Here is a 17,472-nt window from a genome sequence, read left to right on the forward strand (position 1 = left end):
AGCCCCCGGCCAGGCAGGAGGAAGTGCATGGAACCCCTCAAAAAGATCGTCAAGAACCAGTATTTTCCTGCTGCCGCGGTGCTCGTGGCAGTGATTCTTTTCTGGGTCATCGCCGCATTCGGCGGACTTTCCCTCCTCAACAACAACCAGCCCCCCATGGCGACGCTCACGTGGATGTTGTTCGTCTACGCCGCAGCCGTCCTGACGCCGCTGGCCGGAGTCCTGGCAGGCATGGACCTGGTCCGCCGCTGGCTCCGTAACCGGGAGGCCGCGGCCGCGTACGACGACGAAGCCTGGGTTACGTCCGGGCCGGAGCCGGCCGCCGAGGTGCTGCAGCCCGAGCAGGAGCCGGCCGCTGAGGTGCAGCCCCCGGCAGTCCGGCAGGGAACAGACCGGCAGGCAGCGAAACCGCAGGCACCAGTCCAGCCAAAGAGCCAGGCCCTGAAGAAGCCGGCCCAGGCAAAGCAGCGGAAGAAAGCTGCTTAGGGGCCTGCCAGCGTGTCCAGTGCTTGCCGGGCGTTCGTCAGGGCGTGCTCGAACCGGTGGCCCGGCTCCGGGTGTGAGAACAGGTATCCCTGCAGCGAATCGCATTCGAGCCTGATGAGGTAATTTGCCTGCTCCCGGGTCTCGATTCCTTCGGCCGTGACAGTCAGGCCGAGGCTGTGCGCCATGTTGATCATGGAGCTGAGGATGGGCAGCCGTTCACTTCCGGTCCGCACCATGGACACGAACGTCTTGTCGATCTTCACGATGTCCACGGGCAGGTCCTGCAGCCGGCCCAGCGATGAATAGCCTGTGCCGAAGTCATCCAGGGCAACCTTGGCACCCGCTTTGCGCAGGCTGCCGAGCTGGCCGATCACGTGGCAGTCGGCGTCGAAGAACACACTCTCAGTGACCTCCAGGACCAGCTGATAGGCGGCCACACCGCTGGCCTCGGCCAGCTGCAGAACCCGTTCATCAAAGTCCGGTGCCTGCAGCTGCACGCCGGAGACGTTCACGGACAGCGACCGGGACGGATCTTCGCTCAGCCACGCGGCGACCCTCGTTAGGCCCTGAGCCATCACCTCGGTGCCGATCTCGTTGATCAGGCCGCTGCGTTCCGCCATCGGAATGAAAACGCTGGGCGGGATCCGGCTGCCGTCGCGGTCCCACCGTGCCAGCGCTTCAAACTTGACCACGCGGCCCATGCGCGGGGACACGATGGGCTGGAGGTCCACCGAAATCTCACCCCGGGCAACCGCCAGCTGCAGGGCCGCCTCCAGTTCCGTGCGCTGGACCAGCGCCGTCATCATGTCCGGATGGAACCTGAGGAACCGGTTCTTGCCGGCAGCCTTGGCCGCATACATGGCGATGTCAGCCTCACGCAGCAGTTCCGAGGGGACAAGCGCTTCCTTGCCGATGGAGGCCAGCCCCAGGCTCAGGCTCGGACGGAGCATGGTTCCCTCAATCCACACGGGCACATTCAGGCAGCGGACAATGCACGCCGCCGTCGCTTCCACGTCCGGGCAGGCCGTCAGCAGGACCACGAACTCGTCCCCGCCGAGCCGGGCCACGACGTCGGCGGTAGGGGTGCAGCCGCGGAGCCGGCGTGCCACCTCCACGAGCATGTCGTCGCCGGCCTGGTGTCCGAGGACGTCGTTGACTTCCTTGAAGTCGTCAAGGTCGATCAGCAGGACGTCGACGGACTTGAGGCGGGGCTCGAGCAAGGCACCTGCGAGTGCTTCGTTGAAGACGGCCCGGTTGGCCAGTCCTGTCAGCGGGTCCTGGAAAGCCAGTGTCCTCAGCTGTTCTGCCTGCGCCGCAAGATCGCGCATGGCCTGCTGGGCCTGCTCCTGGGCTTCGCGGCGCGGCGTCACGTCACGGAAACTCCACACCCGGCCCACGATCCGGTTCCCCACTTTCTGCGGACGCGAGTACCTTTCAAAGGTCCGGCCGTCCGCCAGATCCACCACATCGTGGCTCTCGGCTGCCGGGTTGTCCGTCACCTCGGCGATGCGGGCAAGGAAGGCCTCCGGATCATTGACCTGGGACAGCACCACACTCATCGCGGGGTCCTCCGACGCTGCGTCCATGTGTTCGGGCGGTATGCCCCACATCTTCAGGAACTGGTCATTGAGCCCGGCCACCTTGCCTGTTGAGCTGATGACCAGGATTCCGTCGGCCGTCGATTCGAGAGTGGCCGTCAGCAGGGACATGGCCTCGCGCAAGTCTGCGTCCGCTTCACGGCGGTGCCCGGTACTGCGGACTGAAACGAGCAGCAGCTGCAAGGCGCCGTCGTCGAGCAGTGAGCCGGCCATTTCGGCCGGGAACTCAGTGCCGTCACGGTGGAGTCCATAGACTTCGCGCGGCGGCAACGGTTCACCAGGCTGTGCGCGCAGGTGTTCCCGGAGATGGACGGTCTCGTTCCGGAAGCCCTCAGACAGGAGCAGCCAGTGGTTGCTTCCGATCAGTTCATCGCGCGTGTAACCGAAGAGCCTGGCCGCGGCCGCGTTCGCGAGCTTGATGGTGCCCTCGGAGCTGACGGCCAGGAGCGCATCCGGGCTCGCATCCAGAAGCGCGCCGAAAGCCGGTGCCGCTACGTGCTTGTTTTTTTGCCGCCTGGATCCCCCCATGCGCAACCACCCCCACGCACATCATAAAGTGCGGCGGGGGGTGACGGAACGCACAAGGGTCAGTTTCGAACTTTTTCGGTCAGGCCGGCAGCCAGATCCGCCTGATCAGCGGTTACGAGGTCCGCGGCGGCGTTGGTGCCCAGTCCGCTGACCACCCAGCCGTCGGACTGCCAGGCCGCCGCGTCCAGCACGTTCCGCGCATCCAGAATCGCCCGGCGCCGCACCAGTCCGCCCACAACGGCAGGGGAAAGCCTGCGGTATTCGTCCCATTCCGTCAGGAGCAACACCAGCTCCGCACCCTCCAGCGCCCGCACCGTCGAGGCCTCAAACCGCAGCTGCGGAAAGCGCAGCCATGCGTGGTTGATGGCCTTCGGATCGGTCACCGTCACGTGCGCGCCGGCGGCCGCCAGTTGGACGGCGACATCCAGGGCGGGGGAGTCACGGATGTCATCGGTCTCCGGCTTGAAGGAGGCGCCAAGGATGGTGACAGCCCGTCCGGAAAGCTTGTTGCCGCACAGTTCTGCGGCCCTGGCCACGGTCCGGGTCCGCTGGCGCAGGTTGATCGAATCCACCACGCCCATCCAGTCATTCACCGGATCCACTCCCAGGGCCGCCGCCTGCGTCCGCAGGCTTCTGATGTCCTTGGGCAGGCAACCGCCGCCGAAGCCCAGGCCGGCATGCATGTAGCGGCTGCCGATCCTGGGGTCCATCCCCATGGCCTCGCTGAGTTCCGCAACGTCCGCGCCCGAGGCATCGCACAGTTCGGAGATCGCGTTGATGAAACTGACCTTGGTGGCCAGGTAAGCATTGGCGGCGGACTTGATCAGCTCCGCTGTGGCGAAATTGCAGACCAGCCGCGGAATGCCGGCGTTCAGCAGCGGCTCATAGACGGCATCCAACGCTGCCGCCACCGCACGGGGCGCTCCGGTACGCGGGTTGAACGCCGAGGCACGCCCGCCGGCCACCCCGTACACCAGCCGGTCCGGGACCAGCGAGTCCTTGACCGCGGTGCCCTGTCGCAGGAACTCGGGGTTCCAGCCGAGCTGCACATCCGGGCGGTCCGCCAGGACTCCCTGGAGCATGTCCACTGTGCCAACCGGCACTGTTGATTTACCGACGACGACGGCGCCCCTCGCCAGGTGCGGGAGCAGCGCCTGGGTGGCGGAGACGAGATAGCTGAGGTCGGCGCCGTCGGACGTCTTTGACTGCGGCGTCCCGACACACAGGAAGTGGACCTGGGCGTTCGCGGCATCGGCGAAGTCGGTGGAGAAGGTCAGCCGGCCGGTGCCGTGCCCGTCCTTGAGGAGCTCGTCAAGGCCCGGTTCGAAGAAGGGCGCCTGGCCGCGGCCGAGCTGCCCCACCTTCGCGGCGTCCACGTCGATGCCCACCACGGTGTGGCCCATCGAGGCGAGGGTGGCGGCGTGGACAGCGCCGAGGTAGCCGCAGCCGATCACGGAAATTTTCACAGGGAGACTCCACTCTTGGTTTGGACCGGCTCAACCACAGGAAGGCCGCGGACTGGCCCGGCCACCGGTTCCCCGGCGATCACCGAGCGGTAATGCTCCTCAAGCAGGCCGCACAGCGCAGGCCACGTCCTGTCCTGGACCGAGGCGTGGGCTGCCGCGGCGAACGCACGGCGCTTGGCGTCGTCGCCCATCAGGTCCATCACGTGCGCCCGGAAGCCGCCGAGGTCCCCGGGCTGGTACAGCCAGCCGGTGCGTGAGTTTTCCACCAGGTCCAGCGGCCCGCCGCGTCCGGTGGCCACCACGGGTACACCCGATGCCATGGCCTCCTGGATGGTCTGGCAGAACGTCTCGAACTCCCCGGGGTGGACGAACAGGTCGAAGGAAGCCACAGCCCTGGCCAGTTCCTCCCCGCCGAGGAAACCGGTAAAGACGGCGCGTGGCAGGGCTTCCTCCAGGGCCGCCCGCTGCGGGCCGTCACCCACGATCACGAGCCTGGAATTCGGGACGTCGGCCAGCGCGGCCAGATCCTCCACCTGCTTTTCGATCGCAAGGCGGCCGACGTATCCGATGATCCGCTCCCCGCCGGGGGCCACGGCTGCCCGCCACCCGGCGTCGCGCTTGTCCGGGGAAAACCGCGCGGTGTCCACGCCGCGGCGCCACATGCCTACCCGCGGAATCCCGCGGCCGCGCAACTGGTTCAGCGCAAAGGTGGACGGCACCAGGGTCCGTGTGGCCAGCAGATGGATGTTCTCCACCCGGTTCCATGCCCAGTTCTCCAGGAACGGCACTCCGTACCGTGCGGCGTAGCTGGGGACCTCGGTCTGGTAGATCGCGACCGAGGGGATGCCCAGCTGGTGCGCGGCCTGGACGGCCCGCCAGCCCAGGACAAACGGCGAGGCGAGGTGGACGATGTCGGGTGCGTAGTCGGCAAGGATTCGCTTGACCCGGTACACACCGCCCATCGCCACTCTCACATTGGTGTAGCCGGCCAGCGGAACCGCGGGGAGCCGGTGCACCTTCGCGCCGTGGACCACCTCGTCGGTTCCCGCGAACTCAGCGACGGCATGGGTTGAGGGCGCAATTACCAGGACGTCGTGACCCTGACCCTCCAGGTGCTCCAGCACCCGCAGGATCGAGTGGGTCACCCCGTTCATCAGCGGCAGGAATGACTCGGCAATAATTGCGATCCTCACCCCTCCACGGTGGGCCTGCAGGCTGACGGGGCGGGGGAGGGGGTGTTACGCCGAGGGAAAGGTTTGGTGAACAGGTGGGCCGCGCAGGAGAAAGCCGGTACAGCTGTCCGCGGGATCGCGTCAACTGCACCGGCCAGTAGGACGAATATTCAGAACTTACAGATCTTCTTCATTCGCGGCTCCTATTTCCCGGCTGGTTATTTCCGGGTTTACCGCCTCTCGCTGGCCATATTCCTTGAGAACAGCCAGCCGGCACCAATCATCAGAACGCCCAAGGCGAGGTGGGTCCAGTTGTCCGTCATGTTCAGCGCCAGGAAATTGGCCGCCGAGTTCACTCCGACACTGAGACCGAAAATAGCCAGGACGATGTACAGTGCGCCGGCGCCGATGAGGAAGTTCCGGGCGCCGTGTTCGTTGCGGGACATGGCCCAGCCGGTTCCACCGATGACCAGCTGAACGATATTCAGCAGCATGGACACCTGGAACAGGTTAAGGAACATAGCGTGGGAATCAGGCCCAAGGAACCTCAATTCGCTGTACTGCGTGGTGATACCGGGGACAAAGCCCAGGATACCGACCAACAACATAACAATACCCACACCCATGCCGGCGTTCTGGACGTCTGCGCGCCCAAAATGTACGCCATGTGCGTGTGGGGATGCGGTAGTCATTTTCTGCCTCCAACCACTGATTGCGGACATACCAATTTTACGGCGGACCTGTGGAAAAAGCGCCGTAATGCCGCATGATGAGCTACGTCTCCTCGCCGGAAGGAGCCTGTCGCAAACGGGCGGGACGGCCCGGCCGTGACACCATGGAAAACGATGAAACTGCGCGCTGATCAGACCGGAGACCGTGGCCTTCCCATGCCCTTGTGGCTGCAGGGAGCAATCGAAACGGCGCAGGCCGCCATCATCTCGGTCCTGCTGGTGGTGGCACCCATCGTGGCGGTCTGGGCGACGGCCGGATTCCAGCACACGGGTTTCGATACCCTGGCGGCCCTGGCCGGCCAGGCCTGGCTGCTGATCCACGGGGTGCCCCTGCAGCTGGCGGACGCCGGCTCTGGAACCGCAGGCGGCCCGGGCTCCGGCATGCTGACCCTGGTGCCGCTGGGCCTGACCCTTATTCCGTTCCTGCTTGCCTGGCGCGCCGGACGGCGCCTGGCCCGCGCTTCCTACACTGACCAGCTTTGGCAGGCGCTGCTCGGTTCGTGGCTGGTCTACTCGGCGTTCGGGGCGGCCACCGGCTTCGTCTGCCGCACGCCCGACGTCGCCATCAACCTCTGGTACGCCACCGTCATCCCGCTGGTCCCGTTCGCCCTGGGTATGGTGATCGGCGCCCGCCGCGAGGCAGGCTCGTGGAGCCGGCTGATCGGCGTCGACGCCGTCGACTGGATCTCTCGCACCAGCCAGCATTCCCGCTGGGCAGGCTCCTACCTCGGGTCCGCCGCGAAGGCGGGTTTTCTGGCGCTCACCGCGGCGCTTGCGCTCGCGTGCGCACTCCTTACAGTGGACTTCTTCATCCACTGGAACCTGGTGATTGCGGTCTATGAAGCGCTCGACGCCGGCGCTGTCGGGGGTGCGGCCCTCACCGTCGCCCAGCTCGGGTACCTCCCCAACCTGGCGGTCTTTGCCCTTGCCTGGGTGTCGGGCTCGGGTTTCGCCATGGGTGTCGGCTCCCAGGTGGGGCCGCTGGGGACGGCCGCAGGGCCGCTGCCGTCCATCCCCGTCTTCGCGGCGATCCCGTCAGGGACGCTGGACTACGGGTTCGTGGCGCTGGTGGTGCCCGTCCTGGCAGGTGTGCTGGCCGGATGGTGGTTCCTGCGCGAAGGGGAAAACCATTTCGACGAGTGGCTGTCCATCAAGGTGCGCTTCCGGTGGTTCACCGCCGCTGCGTCCACCCTGGCGCTCGGGCTGCTGATCGGTGCTGTGTCCGGGCTGCTGGCCGCCCTGCTCGCCTGGCTGGCCCGCGGCTCAGCCGGACTGGGACGCCTCACCTCCATCGGGCCTGACCCGCTGTGGACCGGCATCTGGATTGCCGCGGAGGTGGGCATCGGCGTTGTGATCGGGTATGCCGCCGGCCCGTGGCTGGAACGCCGCCAGCAGGTGGAACAGGAAGCGGAGCTGGTCCGCTAGTCCTTGCCGCCGGCTAGCGGAGGCCCGGCAAGGAGCCTTCAAGCTGGATGCGGCAGTTGGCGAGCGCCTGGCCGGTAATGGCCTGCCGGGAGCATGCCTGGAAGTCCTGTATCTGGGCGAAAAATACGGCCGTCACCAGAATGACCAGGACCATGATCAGCATGACGACGAGCCCGGAGATGGTGCCCACCAGGACTAGCTTGGACTCTTTGAGCTTCGCCGACCGGATCAGTAAAAGGACTCCGATGACCAGGCCCGCCACGGTCAGGATACTGGTGAGCCAGAGGTAGCTGACATCGAGCTGGTAGATAAAGAAGGCACCCAGGACGGTGACAATGAAGATCCGGAACAGGTTGTGGGTTTTGCCAAGCGAGGTCTTGGCGGCCTCGCTGAGCCGCGGTTTGGTCCGCTGCTGTCCAGCCGGTTCGGGGGAGGGGTTCATGTTTTCCAGCCTACGCGAGCCTGCCCATAAGCTAGACCCATGCGCATCGTAGTCCTCGTTTCCGGAACCGGCTCCAATCTCCAGGCAGTTATCGACGCCGTCAAGGCAGGGGAGCTGGACGTGGAAATCGCTGCGGTGGGTGCGGACCGTGAGGGGACCTACGGCGTCGAACGTTCCTCCGAGGAGGGGCTGGAGACGTTCGTCGTCAACTTCAATTCCTTCCCCACCCGGGCCGAGTGGGACGCTGCGCTGACGGCGAGGGTGGCTTCGTACGCCCCGGACGTGGTGGTCTCCTCAGGCTTCATGCGCATTGTCAGCGCCGACTTCATCGATGCGTTCAAGGGCAAGTACCTGAACACCCACCCGGCCCTGTTGCCTGCCTTCCCCGGCGCCCACGGCGTCCGCGACGCCCTGGCTTACGGCGTGAAGGTCACCGGCTGCACGGTGCACTGGGCCGATGCCGGTGTGGACACCGGCCCCATCATCGCCCAGGAAGCGGTGGCCATCGAGGACTCCGACACCGAGGAAACCCTGCACGAACGCATCAAGGTGGTGGAGCGGCGCCTCCTGGTTTCCACTCTCGCGTCCCTCGCCGCCGATGTGTCCCGTCCGGCGCCGAACTGATCCTGCCGCACTGATCCTGCAGATCTCTGATCCTGCAGTTCTTATCCTGCATGGCAAAAAGGCGCCGCCCCCTGCGTGGGGGCGGCGCCTTTTGCTGTGAAACTGTTCAGTGGTTAGGCGCGGGTGCGGCTGCGTCCGGCCACTGCGCCATAGATCAGCAGGACGATGATGGCGCCCAGGATCGAGAGCAACCAGGTCCGGAGATCAAAGAAGTCACCCAGCCCGCCACCGAAGATCAGGGAGCCGATCCAGCCGCCCAGGATGGCGCCAACGACGCCGAGGACCAGCGTGATCAGCCAGCCGCCGCCTTGCCTGCCTGGCAGGATGAGTTTTGCAATAGCCCCCGCTATCAGGCCCAAAAGGAGAAATCCAAGAAATCCCATGTTGCCACTTCCTTCTCAGTTAGTAGTGCCAAACCCCCATGCCGATTTCCTAAGTTAATCAGCATGCTTACCGTTCCGCAAGGTTTCAATTATCACGAGATGACTGCTATTTACGCGGGGAGTCAAGTGCCCTGACCATTACTCGAGCCGGCGCTGCCTGGTCTCCGGTGAGAAGAACGCCATCCACAGCACTGCCACCAGGACCAGGCCGCCCGCCAGGGCAAACGATGTGGCCAGCCCAAGTTCCGGCCAGAAGTAGTTGGCGAAGATGAGGGGCCCGAAACCGGCGCCCAGGCGCGAGAACGTCGAGGCCCAGCCGAACCCGGTGCCGCGGAGTTCGGTGGGGTACAGCTCGGACACGTAGGTGTAGAGGACCGGTATGGCCACCTGCACCAGGAAGCCGAACACCAGCAGCCAGAACACGGCAGCGGTGGGGATATCCACCACGAAGGCCACGATCACCAGGGTCAGTGCGGACAGCGGGCCGGTGATGGCGAGGAGCCATTTGCGGCCGACCCGCTCCACCAGCAGCGCCGCCACGATCACGCCGAGCAGGCCCACTGCAGCCATGGACGCCGTGGTGAGGAACGCCTTGTACTCCGCGAAACCGGCGCCAATCAGAATCCGCGGCATCCACGTCAGCGACAGGTAGTAGACCAGCAGGATGCTGAAGAAAAGTGCCCAGGCCGTGGCCGTGATCTTCCAGTTGAACTGCCAGACCAGCCGCAGCTGATGCCAGGCACTGCCGGCCGAGAGGCGCGGAACGTCCTGCGGGTCCGGGAGGCTGTACGCGCGCGGCTCGGCGCCCGTGGCTGCCACCAGGCCGTCGATGACTTTCGCCGCTTCCTCGCGCCTGCCCTTGCGGATCAGGAACAGGGGCGATTCGGGCACGCTGCGCCGGATCCAGAACACCATGAGCGCGGGCAGGACCATCACCAGCATGGTCAGGCGCCAGTCGCCGAAGATGCCCACCAGCGCGGCGGACACAAAACCGGCAAGGGCAGCGCCGACCGGCCACCAGCCGTCCATGGCCGTCAGGACCTTCCCCCGCTGCTTCCGGGGGGTGAACTCACCCACCAGCGCGTAGTCCACGGGAATGCAGCCGCCCAGGCCGAACCCTGCCATGAACCGGAACACACAGAACCAGACGAAGTCGGGCGAGAAGGCGCCCAGGACGGTGAAGAGCGAGAAGATCAGCAGTGTTGCCGTGAAGGCTTTCTTGCGGCCGATCGTGTCCGCAATGGTGCCCCAGACAAAGGCGCCCAGGGCCATGCCGATCAGGTTGGCCGTACCCACCCAGGCGACCTCGCCCGGAGCCAGGGCCCAGTGCGTGGAAAGCAGCGGAATCAGGATGCCGTTGAGGGTCACATCCCAGGCGTCGAACATAAAGCCGAGGCCGCCGATCAGGAAGATCCGGCCCTGGACTTTCCACCGCCAGGGCAGTTCCTGGACCACCTGTTCGCCACTGGGCACAGTCGTATACGTATTCATCTCGGCCTCCTGCCTAAATCTTAGAGGCACCCCGCAACGCGGGACGGGCGACAGCGGGGCGCGCCAACACGATAAACTGGCCGTATCCCCACCAACCGCGGCCATTGCCCGCGAGATAAGACGGAGACTTTTGTGAGCTTGCCGCAGCCTGACCGTGTATCCATCGACCGAGTTCCCATCCGCCGGGCACTGATCTCGGTTTACGACAAGACCGGTCTGGAGGAGCTCGCCAAGGGCCTGCACGCAGCCGGCGTGAAGATCGTATCCACCGGCTCCACGGCCAAGAAGATCGCCGCAGCCGGTATTCCGGTCCAGGAGGTCGAGGAAGTCACCGGTTCCCCGGAAATGCTGGACGGTCGCGTTAAGACGCTCCACCCCCGCGTGCACGGCGGCATCCTCGCGGACCGCCGCGTCCCGGCGCACATGGAGACGCTCGCCGGCATGGAGATCGAAACATTCGACCTCGTGGTGGTCAACCTGTACCCCTTCGTCGAGACGGTCAAGTCCGGCGCTCCGCAGGACGACGTCGTGGAGCAGATCGACATCGGCGGCCCCGCCATGGTGCGCTCGGCCGCGAAAAACCACGCCGCCGTCGCCATTGTTGTTGACCCCGGCTTCTACGGTGATGTGGTGGCCGCAGCTGCCGAGGGCGGCTTTGACCTGAAGACCCGGCGCCGGCTGGCCGCCAAGGCGTTCGCCCACACGGCCTCGTACGACAATGCCGTGGCCACCTGGACGGCCAGCCAGTTCCTGGATGAAGACGGCGACGGCATCATCGACTGGCCTGCCTATGCAGGCCTTTCGCTGGAGCGCTCAGAGGTCCTCCGCTACGGCGAAAACCCGCACCAGCAGGCTGCGCTGTACGTGGACAAGGCCGCCCCGGCCGGCATCGCGCAGGCGGACCAGCTGCACGGCAAGGCCATGAGCTACAACAACTTCGTCGACGCCGACGCTGCCCTGCGCGCCGCTTTCGACTTCGCAGACCCGGCAGTTGCCATCATCAAGCACGCCAACCCGTGCGGTGTGGCCGTCGGCTCGGCCGATGCTGAAGACCCGATCGCCGACGCGCATGCCAAGGCCCACGCCTGCGATCCCGTCTCCGCGTTCGGCGGCGTCATCGCAGCCAACCGCCCGGTCACGGCCGCCATGGCTGCCACCGTCGCGGGCATCTTCACCGAGGTGGTCATCGCTCCGGGCTTCGAACCCGAAGCCGTGGAGATCCTGTCCAAGAAGAAGAACATCCGCCTCCTGACCCTTCCGGAAGGCTACGGCCGCTACCCCTCCGAGTTCCGCCAGGTCTCCGGCGGCGTGCTGGTCCAGGTCACCGACAAGGTGGACGCCGACGGCGACAACCCCGCCAACTGGACCCTTGCCGCCGGCGAAGCTGCAGACGCGAAGACCCTCGCGGACCTGGCCTTCGCCTGGACCGCGTGCCGTGCCGCCAAGTCGAACGCCATCCTGATTGCAGCCGACGGCGCCGCCGTGGGCATCGGCATGGGCCAGGTCAACCGCCTGGACTCCTGCCGTCTCGCCGTGGAGCGGGCCAACACACTCGGCGTGAAGGTGGAGTCCGACGTCGAAGGTGCCGGCGGTGCCTCCAACGCCGATGCGTCCGGCGCTCCCGAGCGGGCACGCGGTGCCGTTGCGGCATCGGACGCGTTCTTCCCGTTCGCTGACGGCCTGCAGATCCTGATCCGCGCCGGCGTCCGCGCCGTGGTGCAGCCCGGCGGCTCAGTCCGCGACGACGAAGTCATCGCCGCAGCCAATGCTGCCGGCATCACCATGTACTTCACCGGTGCCCGCCACTTCTTCCACTAACCCCCACCACGAACGACGGCGCCTGTCCCCGCTGAGGGGACAGGCGCCGTCGTGGTTTAACGCGTTAATCCTGCAACGCGGGGTCACTTTTGGCCCTTTCGAGCCCTATTTTTGGGCGTTTAGTGACCCCGCGTTGTCCAGTTCTAGGCTGTCTCGGCAGTCATGTAGGCTGCCTCGATCTCTGGACCCCAGAACGGGCCGTACATCACCGGGAAGCGGTTGTAGCCGTAGCTGTTCACGGAATTCTGGATGTTGCTGGTTCCGATCAGCCACGGGCCGCCCGAGGACCCGCCCGTCATGTCGCAGGGGATGCCCTGGGACATGAACTGTGTGTTCTTGGAGTCATCGGTTGCTGTTCCCGTGCAGCTCATGAGCGACCCGCCGTCAAAGGGCTTGTCCGCCGGGTAGCCGAAGGCCGTGTAGCTGAGGCCGCGGGGCGCGTTGAACAGGACATCCGACTCGTCCACGACGTCGGAAAGGAGCTTTCCGGTCTCGACCTGCTTCACGACGGCGAAGCCGGTGTCGAACTGCATGTTCCCCGAGTCCTTCCACCCGGTCGGGACGTGGTAGGACTCCCCGGTCCACGCACCGTAGGGCGCTGTGCCGTTGTTGTAGCCGGGCACAAAGATGAACCTGCTGGGCAGCTCTGCGCCGCCAAAAAGACAGTGCCCGGCAGTGGCGACGGTGCTGTTGTTGCTCGAGGTCACGGCGTTGCCCGAACACACGTAATCCGCGCCGTCCAAGGTGAAAAAGACCTTGCCGATGTGGTCCATGCCACTGGCCCGCTTCGCGATGGTGGGCTTTCCCTTGGTCCCCTTGTCTTTGCCTGCCCCGCTTGTCTCGACCGACACTGCGCTGGACCTGTCGCCGCGTTCCAGCGACTTGTCGGCCAGGAGGTCGCCAGGAAGCGCGGCCAGCATGCGGTCCCGGGTCCAGTAATCCGCCGCACCGGTGCTGTCCACCCTTGCACTGAATACGGAGGGCTTCGCCTTCTCATCAGAGGCAGAAGGGGCGGCGCCGGCGCCGGCGGCGCCGGCCCCGACCAGGGCCAGCGCGGCGGCCGCGGAGAGACTCAAGAAGCTTGCAGCGAGAGACCGGGTGCGCGTCATTATTTTCCTGTCAACAAAGGTGGAGGGCGCGCTCCCAGTTGGCCCGCCCTGAAACCAAAGTAACCTATCCGGGCATGACAGCTTTGTAAATAGCGTCGACCCCTCTTGCCTGACGCTACTTCACTGTCATGCCGGCAACATCGGGCTGCTTCTCAACGTACTTGTACTTGACCATCAGGGATCCAAGGTCCGAGAGCACCTTGGTGGGAACCTCTGCGTTGAAGGATTCCATCTTCAGGTTCTTCGCCACACCGGCATCCATGTTCATGAACTTCGGCAGCAGCGCCCGCAGTGCGTCCGGATTCTTTTCGGCCTTCCCCAGGGTTTCGGCCATGGCCTCCTTGAACGACTTCACCGTGTCCGCGTTCTGGGAGGCAAAGTTGCCGCTGGTAAAGCTGACCATGGTGGGCAGTCCGGGCAGGGCTACCTGGTTGGGGCTTCCCACGAGGACGTTCTTGGGATCGGCGAGTGCCTTGGTCAGGAAGGGCTCGGGAAGCCAGATGGCCTCCACCGATCCGCGGTCGAGTTGGGCCTGCATGTCAGGGAACGGCATTTCCACGAACTTGATTTTCGAGGGGTCGGCGCCCGCTTTCGCAGCGCTTTCCATGATGGTGAGATCGCCCTGTGTCTTCAGGGTGTTGACGGCCACGGTCTTGCCTTCCAAATTTCCGAAGGAGGAGATGCCGGAGGCTTTGGCGGCCACCACGCCGTTGATGTCTGCCCCCTCGGCCTTGGAGTTGCTGAAGCCGGTGACGATTTTCATGTCCAGGCCCTTGTCAACGGCCAGCATCACGGAGAGCGGATTTCCGACCGAGAAGTTCATGGTGCCCGTCGAGACGGCGGGCAGCATGGCCGCTCCGCCCTGACCGGTCTGGAGTTCAACATTGAGGCCGTGCTGCGCGAAGATGCCTTCATCGACTCCGTACTGGACTGCAACAGAGGGTGCAATGGACAGGACGCCGACGGAGATCTTCTTCAGGTCGCCGCCTGCGGCAGCCGATCCGGGGGAGGCGCTGGTGGCGGGGCCCGAGAGGGACCCGGAACCGCAGCCCGTGAGTGCAAGGGCGGCGATGGCGCCGGCGGCGAGCAGCTGAGCGAGGTGCCTTTTCATGTGGTGACTCTTCCTTGAGTTCTGTGACGGTCTTGGTGGCCGCTGTGGCGGCCCGGGCTGGCGAGGCAACAGTAAAGCGGACAGGCCGCGACGGCGGCGGGTGCCGCAACGCCGTCGTCTGCCGGAATTGCTGTGAGATATCACACACAACCGATGTATCAATGTCAGCCCTTACTATTGAAAATGTCAATAGTGTCTTTTTGTTTGTAAGGCCGCCGGTGGACCTCAACTATAGAATTGGGCAATGAACCGGCTCCCCACCACGGACAGTGCGCCCTCCGCGGCGCCCGATCGACTCCTGGAAGCGCCGCTTGCCGCCGAGATTGAATTCCTGACCGCGCGGGCGCGTGCGCTGGGCAGTGCCAAGGCCAACGCGTTGCTGCAGCCGCTTGACCTGCGGGTCCGTTCCTATGCTGTCCTGTCGCTGGCCTGCAGCGGCGCTGCTCCCTCGCAACGGGAGCTGGCCGAATTCCTGCTGCTGGATCCGGGCCAGATCGTCGCCCTGCTGGACGGGCTTGAGCAGCGGGGCCTGGTAAAGCGTGAGACGGACCCCCAGGACCGCCGTTCCAAGGTCATCCGGGGCACCGCGAAGGGGCGCAGCCTGCTCGCCGAAGCGGCTGTGGCAACAGCGCAGGCAGAGGAGCAGTCACTGGCGGACCTCACCTCCGCTGAACGCGACCAGCTCCGGGAGCTCTTGCGCCGCGTCGCCTTCCAGGGGCGGTAACGCAGCGCCCTCCCCGTGCACGGGTAGGGTTCAAAGCCGTCTGCTCGGGTAAGTTAACCATGGTGAAATAGCCGGATTCTCAAAAAATCAGCCGACCTTCAGGGAGACGCCCTCGCATGTCAAAGATTATCTATACCCACACCGACGAAGCGCCGATGCTGGCTACTTATTCGTTCTTGCCGATTATCGAAGCGTTTGCTTCGACCGCAGGTGTGGAGGTGGAGACCCGTGACATTTCGCTCGCAGGCCGCATCATCTCCGTGTTCGGTGACTACCTCACCCCGGAACAGCAGATCGGCGACGCCCTTGCTGAGCTCGGTGCGCTGGCAAAGAAGCCGGAAGCGAACATCATCAAGCTGCCCAACATCAGCGCATCCATCCCGCAGCTGAAGGCCGCCATCGCCGAGCTTCAGGCCCAGGGCTACAACCTGCCGGACTACCCGGACAACCCTTCCTCGGATGAGGAGACGGCCGTCCGCTCCCGCTACGACAAGATCAAGGGCTCCGCCGTGAACCCGGTCCTGCGTGAAGGCAACTCCGACCGCCGCGCGCCGCTGTCCGTGAAGAACTACGCCCGCCAGAACCCGCACTCCATGGGCGCCTGGTCCGCTGACTCCAAGACCAACGTGGCCCACATGACCTCCGACGACTTCCGCTCCAACGAGAAGTCCGTGGTGATCGAGGCTGAAGGCACCATCGCCATCCAGCTGGTCCGCGAGGACGGCTCCGTCAAGGTCCTGAAGAAGGCCTTCCCCGTTCTTGCCGGTGAAGTCATTGACGGCACCGTCATGCGCGCCGCCGCCCTGGACGAATTCCTGAAGGCCCAGGTTGCCCGCGCCAAGGAAGAAGGCGTCCTCTTCTCCGCACACCTCAAAGCCACCATGATGAAGGTTTCCGATCCCATCATCTTCGGCCACGTGGTCAAGGCTTACTTCTCCGAACTCTTCGAAACCTACGGCAAGCAGCTCGCCGCCGCCGGGATCAGCCCCAACAATGGACTCGCTGCCATCCTGAGCAGCCTTGAGGACCTGCCGGAGGACGTCCGCGAAGGCGTCCAGTCGCTGATTAAGAAGGGCCTCGAAGACGGCCCCGCCCTGGCCATGGTGGACTCGGACAAGGGCATCACCACGCTGAATGTCCCGTCCGACGTCATCGTTGACGCCTCCATGCCTGCCATGATCCGCAGCTCCGGCCACATGTGGGGCCCGGACGGCAAGGAAGCAGACACCCTGGCAGTCCTGCCGGACAGCTCCTACGCCGGCATCTACCAGGTAGTGCTCGACGACTGCCGCGCCCACGGCGCCTTCGATCCCACCACCATGGGCACAGTGCCGAACGTCGGCCTCATGGCCCAGGCCGCCGAGGAATACGGCAGCCACGACAAGACCTTCGAAATCCAGGAAGCCGGCACGGTCCAGATCGTTGACGGCTCCGGTGCCGTGCTGGTTGAGCACCAGGTTGCCCCGGGCGACATCTGGCGCGCCTGCCAGACCAAGGACCTGCCCATCCGCGACTGGGTCAAGCTGGCCGTCACCCGCGCCCGCGCCTCCAAGACGCCCGCCGTGTTCTGGCTTGACGAGACCCGCGCGCACGACGCCAACCTCATCGCCAAGGTCCGCGAATACCTCAAGGAGCACGACACCGAGGGCCTGCAGATCGAAATCATGTCCCCGGAGAAGGCCACTGCCTTCACCCTGGAGCGGATCCGCAAGGGCGAGGACACCATCTCGGTTTCCGGCAACGTGCTCCGCGACTACCTCACGGACCTCTTCCCCATCCTCGAACTGGGCACCAGCGCCAAAATGCTTTCGGTGGTTCCGCTCATGAACGGCGGCGGCCTCTTCGAGACCGGTGCCGGCGGATCGGCTCCGAAGCACGTCCAGCAGCTGCTCAAGGAGAACCACCTGCGGTGGGACAGCCTCGGCGAGTTCCTCGCGCTGGCCGTGAGCTTCGAGCACCTGGCCACCAGCACGGGCAATGCACGTGCCCAGGTCCTGGCCGACACCCTGGACAAGGCCACTGGCACGTTCCTGCTGGAGAACAAGTCGCCGAGCCGCCGGGCCGGGGAACTGGACAACCGCGGCAGCCACTACTTCCTGGCCCGCTACTGGGCAGAGGAACTGGCCCAGCAGACAGAGGACGCAGACCTCGCCGCTTCGTTCTCCGCCATTGCCAAGGAGCTGTCCTCGAACGAGGAGACCATCGTGGGCGAACTGGCCGCAGTCCAGGGCTCCCCGGTGGATATCGGCGGCTACTACCACCCGGATGACGCCAAGGCCTCCGCCGTCATGCGTCCCTCTGCCACGCTGAACAGGGTCATCGCTACCCTGAACTGAGCTGTCTGAGCCTGACGACAACCAAAAT

At 65.3% G+C, this 17,472-nt stretch carries 15 protein-coding genes; 6 read left to right on the forward strand and 9 right to left on the reverse strand.

The window, feature by feature from the left end:
• Nucleotides 1–27 precede the first annotated feature (27 nt).
• Nucleotides 28–486, forward strand: coding sequence for a hypothetical protein (locus tag ABIA70_RS07525; protein WP_354146969.1), 459 nt, complete (start codon nucleotides 28–30; stop codon nucleotides 484–486).
• On the opposite strand, the gene ABIA70_RS07530 is transcribed toward ABIA70_RS07525, so the two are convergent.
• The 4 genes from ABIA70_RS07530 to ABIA70_RS07545 form a co-directional block, all read right to left on the reverse strand.
• A complete protein-coding gene (locus tag ABIA70_RS07530; protein WP_354146970.1) occupies nucleotides 483–2,612 on the reverse strand; it encodes a putative bifunctional diguanylate cyclase/phosphodiesterase in 2,130 nt (709 codons plus the stop codon). The two genes, ABIA70_RS07525 and ABIA70_RS07530, sit on opposite strands and share 4 nt — an antisense overlap.
• A gap of 59 nt (nucleotides 2,613–2,671) precedes the next feature.
• Nucleotides 2,672–4,078, reverse strand: a complete 1,407-nt coding sequence (locus ABIA70_RS07535) for a UDP-glucose dehydrogenase family protein (protein WP_354146971.1) — start codon at nucleotides 4,076–4,078, stop codon at nucleotides 2,672–2,674.
• A complete protein-coding gene (locus tag ABIA70_RS07540) occupies nucleotides 4,075–5,271 on the reverse strand; it encodes a glycosyltransferase family 4 protein (protein ID WP_354146972.1) in 1,197 nt (398 codons plus the stop codon). The genes ABIA70_RS07535 and ABIA70_RS07540 overlap by 4 nt, the downstream gene beginning before the upstream one ends.
• A 209-nt stretch (nucleotides 5,272–5,480) precedes the next feature.
• On the reverse strand, nucleotides 5,481–5,942 hold the full coding sequence (locus ABIA70_RS07545; RefSeq protein WP_354146973.1) for a DUF4383 domain-containing protein: 462 nt from the start codon (nucleotides 5,940–5,942) through the stop codon (nucleotides 5,481–5,483).
• 153 nt (nucleotides 5,943–6,095) lie between these two features.
• Between ABIA70_RS07545 and ABIA70_RS07550 the strand changes: the two genes are divergently transcribed.
• Complete coding sequence (locus ABIA70_RS07550) at nucleotides 6,096–7,406, forward strand: cell division protein PerM (protein WP_354146974.1); 1,311 nt, start codon at nucleotides 6,096–6,098, stop codon at nucleotides 7,404–7,406.
• A gap of 13 nt (nucleotides 7,407–7,419) precedes the next feature.
• Here the strand turns inward: ABIA70_RS07550 and ABIA70_RS07555 are convergent, their stop codons facing one another.
• The gene (locus tag ABIA70_RS07555; protein ID WP_354146975.1) at nucleotides 7,420–7,848 is read right to left on the reverse strand and encodes a hypothetical protein; all 429 of its coding nucleotides are present in this window, start codon (nucleotides 7,846–7,848) and stop codon (nucleotides 7,420–7,422) included.
• A 39-nt stretch (nucleotides 7,849–7,887) separates the two neighbouring features.
• Between ABIA70_RS07555 and purN the strand changes: the two genes are divergently transcribed.
• A complete protein-coding gene (gene purN / locus ABIA70_RS07560) occupies nucleotides 7,888–8,472 on the forward strand; it encodes a phosphoribosylglycinamide formyltransferase (protein WP_354146976.1) in 585 nt (194 codons plus the stop codon).
• A 113-nt stretch (nucleotides 8,473–8,585) separates the two neighbouring features.
• On the opposite strand, the gene ABIA70_RS07565 is transcribed toward purN, so the two are convergent.
• Nucleotides 8,586–8,855: a GlsB/YeaQ/YmgE family stress response membrane protein gene (locus ABIA70_RS07565; RefSeq protein ID WP_354146977.1), complete on the reverse strand. Its 270-nt coding sequence runs from the start codon at nucleotides 8,853–8,855 to the stop codon at nucleotides 8,586–8,588.
• 138 nt (nucleotides 8,856–8,993) lie between these two features.
• Nucleotides 8,994–10,346, reverse strand: a complete 1,353-nt coding sequence (locus tag ABIA70_RS07570) for an MFS transporter (protein ID WP_354146978.1) — start codon at nucleotides 10,344–10,346, stop codon at nucleotides 8,994–8,996.
• A gap of 132 nt (nucleotides 10,347–10,478) precedes the next feature.
• On the opposite strand from ABIA70_RS07570, the gene purH reads away from it, so the two are divergent.
• Nucleotides 10,479–12,164, forward strand: a complete 1,686-nt coding sequence (gene purH / locus ABIA70_RS07575; protein WP_354146979.1) for a bifunctional phosphoribosylaminoimidazolecarboxamide formyltransferase/IMP cyclohydrolase — start codon at nucleotides 10,479–10,481, stop codon at nucleotides 12,162–12,164.
• A 143-nt stretch (nucleotides 12,165–12,307) separates the two neighbouring features.
• On the opposite strand, the gene ABIA70_RS07580 is transcribed toward purH, so the two are convergent.
• The gene (locus ABIA70_RS07580) at nucleotides 12,308–13,273 is read right to left on the reverse strand and encodes a trypsin-like serine peptidase (protein WP_354146980.1); all 966 of its coding nucleotides are present in this window, start codon (nucleotides 13,271–13,273) and stop codon (nucleotides 12,308–12,310) included.
• 115 nt (nucleotides 13,274–13,388) lie between these two features.
• Entirely contained in the window at nucleotides 13,389–14,384 is a 996-nt protein-coding gene (locus ABIA70_RS07585) for an ABC transporter substrate-binding protein (RefSeq protein ID WP_354146981.1), read from the reverse strand.
• 244 nt (nucleotides 14,385–14,628) lie between these two features.
• Here ABIA70_RS07585 and ABIA70_RS07590 point away from each other — a divergent pair, with 244 nt between their 5' ends.
• Complete coding sequence (locus ABIA70_RS07590) at nucleotides 14,629–15,108, forward strand: MarR family winged helix-turn-helix transcriptional regulator (RefSeq protein ID WP_354146982.1); 480 nt, start codon at nucleotides 14,629–14,631, stop codon at nucleotides 15,106–15,108.
• A 116-nt stretch (nucleotides 15,109–15,224) separates the two neighbouring features.
• A complete protein-coding gene (locus ABIA70_RS07595; RefSeq protein ID WP_354146983.1) occupies nucleotides 15,225–17,444 on the forward strand; it encodes an NADP-dependent isocitrate dehydrogenase in 2,220 nt (739 codons plus the stop codon).
• Nucleotides 17,445–17,472: the final 28 nt, after the last annotated feature.

This window comes from Arthrobacter sp. 754 (assembly GCF_040548695.1).
Lineage (GTDB): Bacteria > Actinomycetota > Actinomycetes > Actinomycetales > Micrococcaceae > Arthrobacter.